The sequence below is a fragment of the Ligilactobacillus hohenheimensis genome (assembly GCF_947381805.1).
GTDB classification, from domain to species: Bacteria; Bacillota; Bacilli; order Lactobacillales; family Lactobacillaceae; genus Ligilactobacillus; species Ligilactobacillus hohenheimensis.
The window spans coordinates 28480-45147 of record NZ_CANCXC010000004.1; the positions used below are offsets into that span (position 1 = coordinate 28480).

A 16668-nucleotide genomic window follows, 5' to 3' on the forward strand; every position below is an offset into this window, starting at 1 on the left:
CCTCCTGAAAGCTACTATAACATAGGGGGTACTACGATGCGGACTACGGAAATATCAAAAAAGTTTATTTTCAGCGCAGCGGCCTTTTTCGCTGGGTTGGGAATGGGGAGCGTGATTCATGCTGATGCGGTTCAGGCGTCAAGGAACACATCGAATCCAGTAGCAGCACAATCTTCAACCGTTCGTCAGTCGCAGGCAGCGGTTCCGCTCGGGCAACACCAGTCAGCTAAAGCATCCGGCCAAACCACTCAGCCAGTGGCGGCTAAATCGGTTTCGCGGGTGCCGGTTCAGCAGGCGGCAACGAATACGGCGAGTGGGGATACCCAAATTCAGATTAGTGGGGCAGACTTCAATAAGTACATGCACGTTAACGGGAGCGCATCGTATAATTCTGCGAATGATACGGTGACGTTAACCCCTGACCAGGACCAGCAAGCGGGGCACGCGGCTATTAATGTTCAAATTGACATGGATCGTGATTTTTCAGTAAAGGCCCATGTTTTCCTGGGAAATAATCCGTCAAATAAGGGCGGCGCGGACGGAATTGCCGTTGGGTTTCACCCCGGAAGCGTAAATGAAGTGGGACAACCCGGGAATGCCTTTGGGCTAGGGGGAATTGCGCACGCGTTCGGCTTTAAAATGGACACGTTTTATAACTCAGAAGGCCCGAGTTCTTCGGAGAACGCTAATGCTGATCCGCAGCAGTTCAGTGGCCCTGGTGATGCATTCGGTGGATTTGTCTATTCAGATGCCAACGGAGCTGTAAGCACATACGACCCAAGCAACAATTCAGCCAGTCCAGCACTTATCCCATCGCCGAACGGGCAGTGGGCCTGGCTAACAATGAAGTATGACGGCACCACCCACGTGATGACGGTTAATTACCAGGAAGGAAACTACAACCACACCTGGACAATGGATGTCTCGCAGTGGATTACGTCCCGTTACATGGCGTTTGTAGTCTCTTCATCAACGGGTTCGTACAAGAACCTGCAGCAGATGAATTTCTTTAACATTACGGCGTGGGTCCCTAATTCCCAGTTGTCGCAGTATAAGGAAACCGTTCAGGTAAAGTACGTAAACGAGTTAACCGGCCAGGAAATTGCACCGGCTCAAACGATTAATACTTACGATGGTGCCCAGTACACGACCACCCAACAAACCATTCCGCACTACACTTATGACAAGTTAGGAACCGGGAGTGCCCCGGCTGCCGGAATGTGTACGGGAGCAGGAATGGTTGTAACGTACGATTACATGCCAAATGCGGAGCACGCGGTGGTAAACTACGTCGATGGCCAAACCGGGAAGACGGTTACGAGTGCAACGGTTAACGGGCATTACGATGAGACGGTAACTTATAATCCCCAGGAAACGGAACAGGGACTAGAGAAGCAGGGGTACGTGATTGGGACAAGTACGCTGCCGGCGAATGACCAGATTACGTTTAGTCAGGACGGGACCGTGCCGACGTACACCGTTACGCTGCACCACCGGCTAACAACTGACACGGTAAGCGATAATCCTGATAACGTTGCGGGGTTAAGCAAAACCGTTACGGAGACGATCAATTACCGTTACGGGAGCGCAACGGGTGCGGTAGCGGCGCCAACGAAGACGCAGCGGGTTACCTTTACCCGGACAGCAACGAAGGATCAGGTAACCGGGCAAGTAACGTATGGGGCGTGGAGTCCGGCGGCAACGGAAAGTTTACCGGCCGTGCCGACGCCGCCGATTACGGGATATACACCAGATATTTCGCAGGTGGCCGCTCAAACCGTGACGCCAACAACTGCGGATACAACGACAACCGTGGTGTATACTCCTAACCCAGAAAAAGCAACGGTAACGTACGTGGATACGACAACCGGGAAGCCGCTGCGCGTGGTTTCAGTTACGGGAAAATACGGGGAAACCGTTCCGTATGATTCGGGTGCCATCGTTAAGCAACTCGAAAACGAAGGGTATACGTACCAGAGCACGACAATCCCAGCAGCAGGAATCCCGCTGACGACGGACGGGAAAACCGTAAATTACGTGGTTGATATGGGTCACCTGGTAACAACGGATACAACCACGAATAACCCGGATAACGTAGCGGATTTACAGCGAACCGTAACCCGCACGGTAAAGTACCAGTATACTAACGGCCAGCCTGCCGCAGCGGCAAATACCACCACGCTGACGTTCACCCGGACGGCGCAGGTGGACCACGTTACTAAGCAGGTGACGTACGGCCCGTGGACCGCAACGGCCGGGACCACTTTCCCGGCGGTTTCTAGTCCGGTAATTACGGGGTACACACCGGATCAGGCAACACTTCCGGCAATCACAAACGTGACGGCCACAACGCCCGCTACGACGCAAACGGTAACCTATGCTCCGAATGCGGAGAGTGCGACGGTCGCATACGTCGACGATACAACGGGAGCGACCCTTAAAACGGTGACCCTCCATGGGAAATTTGATCAGCCGGCAAGCTACCGTCCGGATCAAACGATTACTGGTTACACCCAGAAGGGCTACGCACTGGTAAGTAACGATTATCCGACGGACGGGGCAGTCTTCACGACAGATGGGGTGGTTCATCACTACGTAATTCACCTTAGGGAAACCACGACAACGTTTACCCCGAATAATAATCCGCGGCACCTGACACTTACCCATAAGGTGACACGGACGGTGAAATTTATTGGCCCGGACGGGAAGCAGTTTGAACGGCCCGTTGTCCAAACCATCACGTTTCACCGGACGGCAACCCTAAACAATGTCACCGGGAAAATTACGTACGGTCCGTGGCAGCCAGTAAGGACGCCGGTCTTTGGCCAGGTTCGGGTTCCGACGGTGGTCGGGATTGACCCGTCACCGGCCGTGGTTCCGGCGGAGAGCGGAGTTACTGCGACAACCCCAGACCACACGGTGACAATTAAGTACACCCCGAATCCGGAAAAGGTAACCGTCACCTACATTGATGAAACGACGGGGAAAAAGTTATCCGCAGTGACGGTCACGGGGCCGTACGGGTCAACGTCTCTGTACACCCCGAAGGCCACCATTGAGAAGTACGAGCACGAAGGTTATAAGGTTGTTCGGGATGACGTTCCGGCCGCGGGAATCCAGTTTAACGAAGACGGGAAGATAAAACACCTTGTGGTTGGGCTAACTGAGACAACGACGACGTACACCCCAACGGATAACCCCCGGAACCTAACCCTAACGCACGTGGTTACGCGGACAATTCGGTTGGTTGGCCCAAACGGACGGGAATTAGCGCCTGCAATTACGCAGAAGGTTACGTTTGGACGGACAGCGACGATTAATAACGTTACCGGGAAGATTACGTATGGTCCGTGGCATGTGATTGGAACAGCAACCTTCAGTGCGGTTCGCGTTCCGGCAATTGCGGGAATGATTCCTGAAATGACAACTGTTGCGGCGCTGACGGGAATTACGCTAACAACCCCTAACCAAACGGTGACGGTGGTTTATCACCCGCAACCAGTTTCACCAGTTGCCTACCGGATGACGACGGCATTGCCGTTATCCGGAAAGGCTCGCGAAGTGCGGGAACAGGCAAATTCCTCATCCCACCGGCAGCAGCTTCCGGATACGGGAGATGCTGTGGCTGGCCAGGCGAGTGGGATTGCTGTTTTGGCGCTTGCCGTTCTGTTAGCAACAGTAGGAAGCGTTCCGGACAAGCGGACTAAGCGGCACTAGCCGGAAAAGGAAAAGAGAATTATTGAAGTAAATGGAACGGGCAAAGTAGACTAGCGGCCGGATGAAGCATGGTTTCGCCGGTTGCCGGGTCTTCTTCAGCCCGTTTGCTTTAGCATTAGAACAGGGAGGTTGGAATTAATTCCAACCTCCCTGTCGCTTTGTGTTTGGTTTATCGTGCTAATTAGTTATTATCCTGACTCTGGCGGCTGCCCATGAACTGCCGGGCCGATGAAATCATGTTGAAACTGGCGAGTCGTTGCTTAAACCGGGCGGCCAACATAGTAGTTAGCTCATCGTATGCCAAGGCGGAGTAGTGAACGCCGTCCGGTTGAAGCATTTTTTCCGGCGTAGTTGCCATATGCGCGTGCCATGGAATCAGGTCACAGTGTGTCGTCGTGGCGACTTGCTGGGCAGCCTGAACGTACTCCTGAAGATGAGCATTAACGGTGGAATCATCTGCGACGACCCCGGGCGTAATCAGCAGGCACTTCTCCGGGGTAATTTGGCGGACGAGTTGCGTGAGGGCTGCAGTATATGTAGTTGCTGAAAGGGGCTGTTTTTGCCGGGCGTCTGCCAGGCCGAAGAACGGCACCACGTAGTTTGGTTCGATTGCCAGAACGTCCGCTTGCAGCCGCTCCAGGGCGGACGTGATGGTACTGTTCGGGACACCCCGGTTAAAACAGTAGACGTCTTCCCGGCCAATCTTTTCCTTCAGCATGTCCGAAAACTTACTGGATGGGTAGCCGTCCGTATAGCCGGCGGTGATGCTATCCCCAAAAAGAACAATCCGAATCATTGTGGTCCCTCCGTCAAAAGTTGCATTCCTATTATATGCGTTTTAATGGGGAAGCACTACCCCTTTTTGGGTTCGTTTCGCGGGGAGAAGATGATATAATTATGCCCGTCAATAGGGGGTGACGGGGCGATGCAAAACGAAATGAACTACTACCGGATTTCGCGAGCGGAATGGGCGCAGTTGGAAGTCCCCGCACGAATTGCCCTGACTAACGAGCAACTAGCAGCGATCCGGTCGGTTAACGACCAGCTGTCATTAAAGGATGTGCGGGAAGTGTACCTGCCGTTGGTACGGCTTTTGGGAATGGAACTTCGCCAACGCCGGCGTCACCAACAGGCCCAAGCAGCCTTGCTGGGAATCACTCCGGCGCCCGCCCCGTTTATCCTGGGGATTGCCGGGTCGGTTGCGGTCGGGAAAAGTACGATTGCCCGGTTGTTGAATTTGTTGCTGCGGCAGGTATTTCCAGACAAACGGGTGCAGCAGATTACCACTGATGGATTTATCTACCCGAATGCTGAATTGAAACGGCGGGGGCTATTTGACCGTAAGGGGTTCCCGGAAAGCTACGACATGCCCCGGCTGATTACCTTTTTGAACGACATTAAAAACGGGGTACGCGCCCAGGCGCCGGCCTACTCGCACGAAATTAGTGACGTGGTGCCGGGAAAGTTTGACGTGGTGGATCACCCCGATATCCTGATTGTGGAGGGGATTAACGTCCTCCAGCTGCCGCCAAGTGAGCGGGTGTACGTGAGCGACTACTTTGACTTTTCGCTGTACGTGGATGCGGCAGAAGAAGACATCGAACGCTGGTACCTTGAGCGGTTCGGGATGCTGCTGGAGATGGCGGCCAAGGACCCACACAACTACTATTACCAGTACACGCAGGAGCCGCGGGAGGACGCCTTTGCGATGGCCAAACGGGTGTGGCGGGACGTCAATTTGAAAAACCTGCACGAGTACATCCTGCCGACCAGGAACCGGGCCGACCTCATCCTTTCAAAGGACGGCCAGCACCGCGTAACCGAACTATTAATCCGAAAAGCATAGTTAACGGTGACTAATGTCCGGATTTTGACGCTTCGACCGTTGACCGGACTTTTTTTTGTATGTACAATGAGAACAAGTATTTTAAAACGAGGTGACGAGCGTGGCGCACGATATGCAATCATTCGATAAGATTCTCGTACTGGACTTCGGGAGTCAGTACAACCAGCTGATTACCCGGCGGATCCGCGAGTTTGGCATTTACTCTGAACTGCTGTCGCACAAGACAACGGCAGAAGAGATTAAGCGGCTGGCGCCGAAGGGGATTATTTTCTCTGGGGGACCGGATAGCGTAAACGATCCTGGGGCCTTCACGGTGGACCCGGAAATCTTTAACCTGGGAATTCCGGTACTGGGAATCTGTTACGGGATGCAGCTGATGGCCAGCATGCTTCCGGGCGGCCAGGTTGAACCCGCTGACAATAAGGAATACGGAAAGGCTGATATTACGGTAACGCAGGACGACGCAGCGTTATTTACCGGGATGGACCGGCAGCAGACCGTTTGGATGAGTCACGGTGACCTGGTAATGCAGGTTCCGACCGGTTTTACGGCGGTGGCCACGAGTGCCAACTGCCCGATTGCGGCCATGCAGGATCCAGAACGGAAGTTGTACGGAATTCAGTTCCACGCAGAAGTGCGGAACACGGTGCACGGAAATGAAATCCTCCGCCACTTCGCGTTTGACGTGTGTGGTGCGCAGGCCAACTGGACGATGGACGACTTCATCGATATGCAGGTGGCTAAGATTCGTGAGGAAGTTGGCGACAAGAAGGTCATTCTTGGCCTGTCTGGTGGGGTTGATTCCAGCGTGACGGCGGCCCTGTTAAACCGGGCAGTGGGTGACCAGCTGACGTGTATCTTCGTGGACCACGGATTACTGCGGAAAAACGAGGCGGACCAGGTTATGGCGGCGCTCAACAAGGGACTAGGAGTTCGGATCAACAAGGTTGATGCGGCGGACCGCTTCTTGTCCAAGCTCGAAGGAGTCACCGATCCGGAACAGAAGCGGAAGATTATCGGAAATGAATTTATTCAAGTGTTCAACGCTGAAGCCGCCAAGATGAAGGATGCAGATTTCCTTGCCCAGGGGACGCTGTACACGGACGTTATTGAAAGTGGAACGGACACGGCCCAGACGATTAAGTCTCACCATAACGTGGGGGGGCTACCGGAAGACGTGCAGTTTACGCTGATTGAACCGTTACGGACGCTCTTTAAGGATGAGGCCCGTGAACTGGGGGAAAAGCTCGGGCTACCGCACGACCTGGTATGGCGGCAGCCGTTCCCGGGCCCGGGCCTGGGAATCCGGGTCGTTGGTGCCATTACGCCGGAGAAACTTGAAATTGTCCGTGATAGTGACGCCATCCTCCGGGAAGAAATTAAGAACGCTGGTTTGCAGGAAGATATCTGGCAGTACTTCACCGTTCTGCCGGGAATCCGGAGCGTCGGGGTGATGGGCGATGGCCGGACATACGATTATGCCATTGCCATCCGGGCCGTCACGTCCATTGACGGGATGACGGCTGACTTTGCCCGCATTCCGTGGGACGTTCTGCAGAAGATTTCGGTGCGGATTGTCAATGAGGTTGACCACGTTAACCGCGTTCTGTACGACGTCACGAGTAAGCCGCCGGCAACGATTGAGTATGAATAATAGGATAGTGTATAACATCTCCGAAGTAATTGCTCGGAGGTGTTTTTCTTTATTCTGAAAATTACGCAACTAACCAGCCTAACATTAGTGCAGTTCCGCCCGGTTAGTAATAAAATAGGGGAAGTTGAAAAGGAATGGGAGGATGAATTATGAAAAAACGCGCAGTTGTTCTTGGCCTCGGCCTCGGGGTTAGTTTACTTTTAGCGGGGTGTGGGCAACAGCAGGTGAGTCACCATGAAAATCATCATGGGGATGCGCCGACCCACCAGCAGGCACAATCTAAGCAGCAGAATCAAAGCAAGCAGGTTGTGCTGAGTAACAGTCAACCAGCGCAGGGCAGCAGTAGTGCGGCGACCGTGGACCCGCACCACGTTCACCTGACGACACAGCAGCTGGGAACAATGGTGGCCCTGTTGAAGTACCCGAACTGGTTTAAGCAGGGGGTTGCGGATGGCAGCATGTACTACAGTGACCAGCCGAACACGGCTCCCGGAAGCGACCTAAACGGGTTTAGCTACGTAACGGCCAACGGGGATCCGACCAGCTATATTTATTTCCAGTTGCAGGGCGAAAACGTCGTGATTAAGTACGTGGATGCGTCACATGCCGATTGCGTTGCGGACGCGCCGATGCGGACCATCAGCGTGCGCCTCGACACGTTAATTAACGATTACTACAACACCAAGAAGAAGCAGGATGAAGTTAACGGCTACGCTAACCGGCTGCTGCCTGAATCGCAGTATGGTAAAAACGTTGACAACCAGAGCCAGAGTACGGGGGACTAACCATGACAGCACACGTTTACCTTGTCCGGCACGGCCAAACACTTTATAACCTAATGAATAAGATGCAGGGGTGGTCGGACACCCCGTTGACGGATGCGGGAATTGCCGGTGCCCGGCAAACGGGGCAGTGGCTGCGAAACGTTCACTTTGACGGGGCGTACAGCTCAGACCTTGGGCGGGCGGCGAAGACCTGCCAGTTAATCCTTGAAGAGAACCTGACGACGGACCCGGCCACGCAGGTGCAACTGCCGGCGTTTCGGGAGCAAAACTACGGTTACTTTGAGGGGATGGATAAGCAGTTGGCTTGGCGGCTAACCGGTGCTCAACTTGGGATGACGACCCTCAAGGAGATCGTGACAGCTAAGTCATTTGATGCGGCGAAGGACCTGATGAAGGCAGCGGACCCGTACCATTTTGCGGAGGATCACACGGAATACTGGCAGCGGGTGGATGCCGGGTTTAACCGGTTACGGGCTAATTATCACCGGGGAAATATTTTGGTGGTAACGCACAGTAACACGATTGCCAGCCTCGTGGACCGGTTTAGCTCCATTAACGTGCTGGCGGACTATCCGAAGAACGGCAGCGTTACCCGCTTGTCCCTGACGGACGACGGTCTGACGGTGGACTACTACAACCGGACGGGGGCGGATCAGGAGTATTAACCGACACAATAGGGATACGAAAAACGGGGCGGTGACTTTCATCACTGCCCCGTTTGCTGTCTCGTTAGTACGGGTTATTCCTGATTTGCCTTGTTGATTGCGGCCAGGGCCACGTTATTTAACCAGTTAAGCGGTTGGTCAAAGTTTGGCTGGAAGAACATGTCAACCATAGCCAGCTGTTCAATGGTCATCTTGTTTTGGATGGCCAGTGAAAGAACGTTGGCTGACTGGGAGACGTCGTGCTTGCTGAAGACCGCCCCTCCGAGGATCCGGTGGGTTGCCGGATCCCACACAAGCCGGCAGGTGACGTTGGTCGTGGACGTCATGAATTCTGGCCGGTATGGTTCTTCGATCGTGACGGCATCCGCCTTAAGCCCGCGCATTTTGGCGCCCTCAACGGTTAGGCCGGAAGCGGCCATGCAGCACCCGTATAGTTCGACCGCTGAAGTGGCCTGTGTTCCCATGTACTTCATGGTTGGCTGGTCAATGTTTTGTCCAATCAGCATTCCCTGACGCACGGCGTTGGTCGCCAGCGGAATGTAATCGTCCTGACCAGTTGGGTTGTAGTGGACGTTGGTGGCATCACCGGCCGCGAAGACGTTCGGATTGCTGGTTTGCATGTATTCGTTTGTCCGGATGGCGTGGTTCGGGAGCATGTCGAGTTGGCCATCAAACAGTGCGGTGTTCGGTTTAAAACCGGCACACCATACGGCCACGTCCGCGGCGTAGTCGCCCTTATCGGTGTGGACGGTAATCTGGTCGCCCTGTTGCTCAAAACTGGTAACCTTTTCCCCGAGCGCAAGCTGAACGCCGTGGTCACGGTACTCCGCCTCAATCTTGTCGCTGAGGTCCTTGTCAAAGTTTTTGTATAGCACCCGCGGGAAGGCGTCCACTAAGGTGACGTCTTTGCCGGCCAAGGACAACTGTTCGGAGAGTTCTGCCCCGATGTAGCCGGCCCCGATAATCACGGCCCGCTTAATTGACGGCGCCAGGTTCTTCAGCGTTTCGGCGTCGTGCCAGTCCTTGCACAGGTAAACGCCCTTGCTGTCGATGCCGTCAATTGGGGGGATGACCGGGAGGGAACCAGTTGTTACGACAAGTTTATCGTACGTGGCCGTGGTTTCTTCGCCGCTGATGCAATCCTTGACGCGCAGGGTCTGGGCGGTTACGTCCACGCTGAGGACTTCGTGCTGCATCTGCATGTGGGCTCCTAAAGCCGCCAGCTTCTCCGGGCTGGAATAGAACATCTTCTTGGGGTTTGAAACGTGGTTCCCCACCCACAGGGCAATCCCGCACGAAAGGAACGAGAGGTTGTCGTTCTTTTCGTAAACCGTGACGTCGTAGTCCGGATGGTTCGTTAAAATCTGTTGGGCGGCAAACGTCCCGGCGTGGGTCGCGCCAATGATTGCAATTTTCATGGTTAAGCACTCCTTTTTTAAAAATTACAACGTCATAATAATTCCTGATTGTGAAAAAGTCAACTAAAAACGTGGAACCCCTTTCTTTACATAAAGTTCAGGTTATAAGGGGTTAATGCTGGACTGATGATAGGGGTAATAGTAGTTATGTTCACATTCATCTTTAAGGCATAATAAAAAGGCCGTGATTCTCATCACAGCCTGAATCCTCATCATTATAAGGCTTAGTTCTTCTTCGCCGCCTCGTACCGTTCGTGGTAGTTTGCCAGCAGTTGAAGGACCTGTTCCCCGATTACCGTGTAGGCGTGGGTCGGCAGGTTAGCCTCGGACACCCGCAGCTTTCCCGGCGTTGTCCCAAATCCCGGGCCGTCCATCAGCGTAATCCCGTTCTTCTTTGCCAGGTTAACCAGGAAGTCGATCTGTTCAAAGTTTTCTTCGAGGTACTTCCGGAAGTCCTTGCCGTACTTGTGCTCGGCAATCTGGTAAATATCGAGTAAGGAGTAGTATTTGGTGTTTTCCTTACTTTCGTCCGGGTTAATGCCGAGGGCGGCACACAGCCGGTTGTATCGCTCACTCACAATCCGCCGCGACTCGTTGATGTACTGGTCGTCCTTGCCGGCAACTAGATGCGTCAGGGCAAACAGGTCTTCCATCACCTGCTGGGGCGTGGAGAGCCCGGCAGTGTGGTACAGCCCGATGGAGCGGCTGTCCGCTACCATCCGCTCAATGAACGACATTTTGTCGGGGTGGAGCACCACGTTGCCGTACCGTTCGTCCACTTCAGCACGCTGGGCGGACGGTAATTCACCGACGAGTTTGTCGAAGACGTTGTCGTCGTGCATGGCAATGAGCCCGAGCCGCCAGCCGGTTGCCCCGAAGAGCTTGGAGAACGAGTAGACCAGCATCGTGTTGTACGGCACAACGCTGTAAATCGTCTGGAAATTTTCGGCAAACGTTCCGTAGACGTCGTCCGTGACGATCATCAGATCCGGGTTCTTGGCTACGGCATGCTTAATAGCTGCCAGGGCCTGCTTGTCAAACGCCATGGCGCCCGGATTACTTGGATTAATGGCACAAACCAGCTTGATGCTTGGGTCCGCCAGTTTTTCCAGTTCTTCCGGTCGGATTTGCCAGTTGGTCGTTTCGTCCGCCACCAGGTTAACCTTGACGAGCTGGTAGTCGTTGAGCACCGGAATCTCCAGGTACGGCGTGAAGATCGGCGTCGTCAGCGCAATCTTGTCGCCGGGGTGGATCAGGTGGTTTTCCTTCAGGGAATTAAACAGGTAGACGATTGCTGCCGTCCCCCCCTCAGTCGGGAAAACCTGCGTGTGCTCTTCCAGGGCAACGCCGTCGTACAGTACGTCCTGGATGTAGCGGTTTAAAATCCGTTCGGTGTAGTGCAGCACCCGGTCCGGGGACGGATAGTTGTTCCCGAGGGCGCCGTCGGTGAGTTCCTTCACCAGTCGGTCAGGGTTGGCCGCCAGTTCGTTCACGCAGTAGTCCACGGCCGCCTGCAAAAACTTGTCCGCCGGGTGTCCTGCGGGTTCCAAAAACTGTTTAAAGCGGGCGGCAATCCCCGCCGTTTCGGTGTACCCGGCCAGGTCGTGTTCATTGATCGTCCGCCGGGTCTCAGTAATTCCAAATTCAACCAGCCGGTTAAATGCCAGCCGGGCCTTCGTGTTCAGCCAGTTCGGGTCGCCCCGTCCGGCGTTCAGGAAGGCGTTGTGGTGGTCGTTATTCTGTGCGAGCTTGTTAATCTTCTTGCTAATTTCAAACGCATTTAGCTTAGCAAGCTGTTGCTCGTCTTCTCTGTCCACGAATATTCACTCCTTCAAAATACTTACCCTAGTAGGTTACTATTTTTGGCGGGGAAGTACAATTTCTTTTATGCTTTTTTTGCGGTCTTTTTTACCCCGCGAAAATTGAACCCCACGGAGAGCTCTGCTAGAATAGAGGTAATTTTAAATAGGAAATGAAGGTCATATTAATGGAAATTGAACGCGCTTGCACGTCCATGCTGGTGGGGAAGGATGCCAGCATCGACGGTTCCGTGATGATTGCGCGGAACGATGACACCTTCCTGCCGCTGACCCCCCAGCGGTTTTACATGCACCCGGCATGGCACGGGGAGAAGGGCAAGAAGATCAAGTCGTGGTTAAACGGCTTCGAGATGGAACTGCCGGAAAACGGCTACCGCTACAACGCCGTTCCGAACGTCGACTACAAAAAGAACGGGTACTATGAGGAAAGTGGAATTAACGAAAAGAACGTTGCCATGTCCGCAACGGAGTCAACGTACGGTAACGAACGGACGCTGGCCTTTGACCCGCTGGTAAAGGACGGGTTGGATGAGGACTGCATCGTCAACGTCACGCTGCCGTTCATCGATTCCGCCCGGCAGGCCGTTCAGTTCCTCGGAAAACTGATTTCCAAGTACGGTTCGCCAGCCGGCAACTCCGTGCTGTTCGCTGACAAGAACGAAGCATGGTACATGGAAATCGTAACGGGCCACCTGTGGCTCGCCCAGCGGATTCCGGACGACGCTTACGCCGTGGTCGCTAACGAAGTTGCCATTCAGCAGGTTGACTTTAACGACACGGAAAACTTCCAGTGGGCGGACGGCATCCAGGAATTCGTTGAGGAACACCACCTCAACCCGGATAAGGAAGGGTGGAACTTCCGTCACATCTTCGGGACGTTCAATGAAAAGGACCGCCACTACAACACGCCACGGGTTTGGTACGGTCATCACCTGTTTAACCCGGAACTCGATGAGGATCCGGAATCAGGTGAATTACCGTTTATTATGCGGGCAAACCACAAGTTCACGCCGGATGACATTGAGATGTACCTCGGCTCCCACTACAACGAGACGCCGTACGACCCAATGGGCCACGCGGACGACGCCGACAAGTATCGTTACCGGCCAATCGGCTTGAACCGGACGCAAAACTCCCACGTTCTGCAGCTGCGGAATGACGTTCCAGAAGAGCAGCAGGCCATCATGTGGCTGTGCATCGGTTACCCGGAATTCAGCCCGTACATTCCGTTCTACACGAACGCCAACGACACGGACCCGAGCTTCTCACAAACACCGCTTGAAATGGACGTTGATGCCGACTCTGCATACTGGCTGTACCGCCACATGTCAATGCTGGTGGAGAGCCACTACAGTAAGTTCGTTCAGGACAACACCGACTACCTGATTGAATGCCGGCGCGTTAACCGCAAGATGATTGCTGAGATTGACAAGGAAGCCGCTAAGCTGCACGGTGCCGAATTGACGGAATTCCTAACGCAGAAGAATTACGAGATTGTGGCCACGATGAAGAAGATGACCAAGGAATTGATGAACAAGCTCATCATGAAGGGCATCGAGTTGTCGAAGTTCACGTTTAACATGGATAAGAACCTGTAAAATCAGGTTAAAGGTGCGCCCCGGAGAATGTTCTCCGGGGCGTTTTTGCCGGAATATTACTATTCCTTTTTATAAAATTCCGGGTATTTTCCCGCAAACCGGCCTCATAATGATATAATCAAACTAATTTGAAACCGATTTATTGGAGGTAAATTCATGGACACACCGAAGGAAAATAAAAAAATTGGGTTGATGACCCTGGTAATGATGATCATTTCCGCCATCTACGGGTTCGCCAACACCCCGAAGGCCTTCATGCAGATGGGGTATGCCAGTATCGTCTGGTACATCCTCGCCGCGCTGGTCTTCTTCTTGCCAGTCAGTCTGATGCTGGCAGAGTATGGTTCATCCTTTAAGGAAGCCAAGGGGGGAATCTACTCGTGGCTGGAAGGCTCAATTGGTGAAAAGTGGGCCTTCATTGGGACGTTTATCTGGCTGGCGGCGTGGATCGTCTGGATGGTCCAGGTCGCTTCCGGCTACTGCATTCCACTGTCCTCGTTCATTTTCGGGAAGGATACGACGGCTTCGTGGCACCTGTTTGGTCTCAGCTCAGTTGAAACGCTCGGGATTGCGGGGATTCTGCTGGTGTTGGTCGTCACGTTCTTCTCGGTGCGGGGCATGAACGCTATTGCCAAGGTTGCTTCCATCGGTGGGGCCTTTAACGTGGCGTTGAACGCCATCTTCCTGGGCGCCAGTGTCATTATCCTGGTGTTAAACCACGGTCACTTGGCTCAGCCAGTTAGTGGGTTAGGCTCCTTCATTCACTCACCGAACGCTCAGTTTGGAACGCCGATTGCGATGATTTCGTTCATTGTCTACGCCATCTTTGCGTACGGCGGAATGGAAACAATGGGCGGGATCATGGATAGCCTTGATAAACCCGAAAAAACCTTCCCGCGCGGCATCCTGCTGGCAACGATCTTCATTGCGGTGGGGTATGCCTTAACCATCTTCATGTGGGGCTTCAGTACCAACTGGCAGCACGCCTTCGGTAGTGGCAAGGTTACGCTGGGGAACGTGACCTACGTGCTGATGGGGAATCTCGGGATTTCCTTCGGGGAAGCCATCGGTGTTTCCCACCACACAGCCTTATTATTCGGCCAGTTAATGATGCGCTTTACGGGCTTTAGTATTTTACTGGCCGTAACGGGAAGCTTCTTCATCATGACGTACTCCCCGATTAAGTCGTTCATCATGGGCTCAGACAGTAAGCTGTGGCCGAAGCGGATTACCAAGCTCAACAAGGCTGGGATGCCGGCGTTTGCCATGTGGGTTCAGGCAGCCGTTGTTTGTGTCGCCATCTTCTTCATCTCCTTCGGGGGGTCAACGGCGGCGAAGTTCTTCACGATTCTGATTAACATGGGGAACGTGTCAACGACCTTCCCGTACCTCTTCTTGGTCGGGGCGTTCCCGTTCTTCAAGCGGCTGAAGAACATCGACCGCCCGTTTGAGTTCTTCAAGAACCGCTTTTGGACCAACGTCCTGGTAATCTTCTGTCTGGTTGTTTTGGCCGGCGGGATCATTTTCACGATTGTGCAGCCGATCCTGCAGCACGAGTACATGACCGCCTTCTGGACGGCAATCGGGCCGGTCTTCTTCGGCGCCGTGGCGTTCATCTTCTACGCCTACTCCAACCGGAAGCGGCAGCGGGAGAGTAATGCAGATTAGTAGTAATTGATAATTATCAGAGAGGGTTGTGCTGGTAGGCGCAGCCCTTTTCGTTACTTTTGGGTGGTTGCGTCCTCCCTGGAATGCGAACTGGCGCCGATGAACGAAAGGCGCTATAATCGGGAACAGATTTATTAAGAAAAAATTACGAAAGTGGAGGATGATACGGATGACAACACACCACCACCGCCTTGCCGTTGGACTGATCGTCGGCGGACTGCTATTCGGTTGGGGAGCAACCGTCCAGGCTAGCTCTTCCCACAAGGCGTCCTCAAGCTCCCGGGTGACCCCGGCCATGGTCAGCAGTCAGGGCACACCGGCAGGGACCAATTTTCCGCAGGACATGCAGGGGACCTGGTACACGGCGGACGGCGCAACTTTGACCATTCACGGCAACCAGCTTCAGACTGACGACGGCCACGGGCACACCTCAACGTTGGAGGCCCACCCAGCCGAGCAACACACCGATGCGGACACCAATCATCACCCGCAAACGATGCAGGCCGATACGGTTAACTGGTGTTTCCTGACGAACGTGACGATGCACCACCATCGCTGGCTGCGGGAGTACGGCTGGACGCAAAGTAAGGGCGACGGGACCCTCTACCGCGTGACGAAGTGGCACCACCACAAGGAGTTATTGCGGAGCGACGACCTGTCGACAATGCACTACTTCCGGAGTGCGCACGCTGCCCGAGTATGGGAGCATCATCACCATTAAAAAAGATAAATCATTGAGTTGTGATTATCTAAGCGGGAGCGGCGTGATAGAATGAAACCGAAGAGTGCGGTCCGGCAGTGCGCCGTGGCCAGAAAAGGAGCCGATGATAATGAGTAGTGATATTAAAATTCACCTGATTAAGCGGATGGAAAACTTCGCAACGTCGGAAGCAGCTGAGCAGTTCCGCAAGCAGGTTTCGGAGGCAGCAAGTAAGGTATTGCTCCGGGACGATGCGATTGGGCTGGTCTTTTTGGGCGGCGAGTACCGTCACGCCGACCATGCCATGACGATGGACTGTGCCATCGTTAACAAGTATGATTTCCAGATCAACGGGGTAATGATGAACCTGAATGCTCAGCTGAAGGGCAGTGAGAAGACCAACATCCACCTGGAAGTAATGCCCAATGATATGGGCGTCTTAAACAAGGATGAAGGGGTTGCACTTCGGTTAAACGTGAAGTTTGCGGGTTTTGAGAGTGACGAGGATTTCCAAATTAAGCCGAAGGACATTACGTTAACAATTAATGCAGTGCAATACTCCCGGGTAGACGGTAAGTAAACAATCAGCCTTTAACTAGTTAAGGCCACCAGCAGGATTGCTAGTGGCCTTTTTCACTTATTTTCATTTTTTAACGGTGAGCAGAATGCTTGCAAACGGGGAAGATGTCGTTCTAACCCCCGAAAGAATACTAAAACTAGCACGAATCCTGAAAATAGTAGCAAATTATTTTCATCTTAACCATTTCTTAAATATGTTATCAATTTTTCAACAAATT

Annotated in this window: 12 protein-coding genes; 9 read left to right on the top strand and 3 right to left on the bottom strand. The window is 53.5% G+C overall.

Annotated elements, in window-relative coordinates; genetic code table 11:
* The first annotated feature begins 36 nt into the window (after positions 1-36).
* Positions 37-3717: a mucin-binding protein gene (locus QOR60_RS05730; protein WP_283582414.1), complete on the top strand. Its 3681-nt coding sequence runs from the start codon at positions 37-39 to the stop codon at positions 3715-3717.
* Between the two features lie 181 nt (positions 3718-3898).
* Here QOR60_RS05730 and QOR60_RS05735 read toward each other — a convergent pair whose 3' ends face one another.
* On the bottom strand, positions 3899-4513 hold the full coding sequence (locus tag QOR60_RS05735; protein ID WP_283582415.1) for an SGNH/GDSL hydrolase family protein: 615 nt from the start codon (positions 4511-4513) through the stop codon (positions 3899-3901).
* A 129-nt stretch (positions 4514-4642) separates the two neighbouring features.
* Here QOR60_RS05735 and coaA point away from each other — a divergent pair, with 129 nt between their 5' ends.
* The 4 genes from coaA to QOR60_RS05755 all read left to right on the top strand — a co-directional run bounded on the left by coaA (position 4643) and on the right by QOR60_RS05755 (position 8667).
* Positions 4643-5563, top strand: coding sequence for a type I pantothenate kinase (gene coaA, locus QOR60_RS05740; RefSeq protein WP_283582416.1), 921 nt, complete (start codon positions 4643-4645; stop codon positions 5561-5563).
* A gap of 112 nt (positions 5564-5675) precedes the next feature.
* A complete protein-coding gene (gene guaA / locus QOR60_RS05745) occupies positions 5676-7217 on the top strand; it encodes a glutamine-hydrolyzing GMP synthase (RefSeq protein ID WP_283582539.1) in 1542 nt (513 codons plus the stop codon).
* 149 nt (positions 7218-7366) lie between these two features.
* Positions 7367-8002, top strand: coding sequence for an Lreu_0056 family protein (locus QOR60_RS05750; protein ID WP_283582417.1), 636 nt, complete (start codon positions 7367-7369; stop codon positions 8000-8002).
* A 2-nt stretch (positions 8003-8004) separates the two neighbouring features.
* Entirely contained in the window at positions 8005-8667 is a 663-nt protein-coding gene (locus tag QOR60_RS05755) for a histidine phosphatase family protein (protein ID WP_283582418.1), read from the top strand.
* A gap of 74 nt (positions 8668-8741) precedes the next feature.
* Here the strand turns inward: QOR60_RS05755 and QOR60_RS05760 are convergent, their stop codons facing one another.
* Both QOR60_RS05760 and QOR60_RS05765 read right to left on the bottom strand, forming a co-directional pair.
* Positions 8742-10085 (bottom strand): FAD-dependent oxidoreductase, encoded by a 1344-nt coding sequence (locus QOR60_RS05760; protein WP_283582419.1) that lies wholly within the window; start codon positions 10083-10085, stop codon positions 8742-8744.
* A gap of 224 nt (positions 10086-10309) precedes the next feature.
* On the bottom strand, positions 10310-11902 hold the full coding sequence (locus QOR60_RS05765) for a bifunctional aspartate transaminase/aspartate 4-decarboxylase (protein WP_283582420.1): 1593 nt from the start codon (positions 11900-11902) through the stop codon (positions 10310-10312).
* A 170-nt stretch (positions 11903-12072) separates the two neighbouring features.
* Here QOR60_RS05765 and QOR60_RS05770 point away from each other — a divergent pair, with 170 nt between their 5' ends.
* The 4 genes from QOR60_RS05770 to QOR60_RS05785 all read left to right on the top strand — a co-directional run bounded on the left by QOR60_RS05770 (position 12073) and on the right by QOR60_RS05785 (position 16451).
* Positions 12073-13503, top strand: coding sequence for a C69 family dipeptidase (locus QOR60_RS05770; protein ID WP_283582421.1), 1431 nt, complete (start codon positions 12073-12075; stop codon positions 13501-13503).
* A 156-nt stretch (positions 13504-13659) separates the two neighbouring features.
* Complete coding sequence (gene yjeM / locus QOR60_RS05775; protein WP_283582422.1) at positions 13660-15171, top strand: glutamate/gamma-aminobutyrate family transporter YjeM; 1512 nt, start codon at positions 13660-13662, stop codon at positions 15169-15171.
* 169 nt (positions 15172-15340) lie between these two features.
* Positions 15341-15892 carry a hypothetical protein gene (locus QOR60_RS05780; protein WP_283582423.1) on the top strand — a complete coding sequence of 184 codons (552 nt, stop codon included), beginning with the start codon at positions 15341-15343 and terminating at the stop codon, positions 15890-15892.
* 109 nt (positions 15893-16001) lie between these two features.
* Positions 16002-16451 (top strand): hypothetical protein, encoded by a 450-nt coding sequence (locus QOR60_RS05785; RefSeq protein WP_283582424.1) that lies wholly within the window; start codon positions 16002-16004, stop codon positions 16449-16451.
* Positions 16452-16668 lie beyond the last annotated feature (217 nt).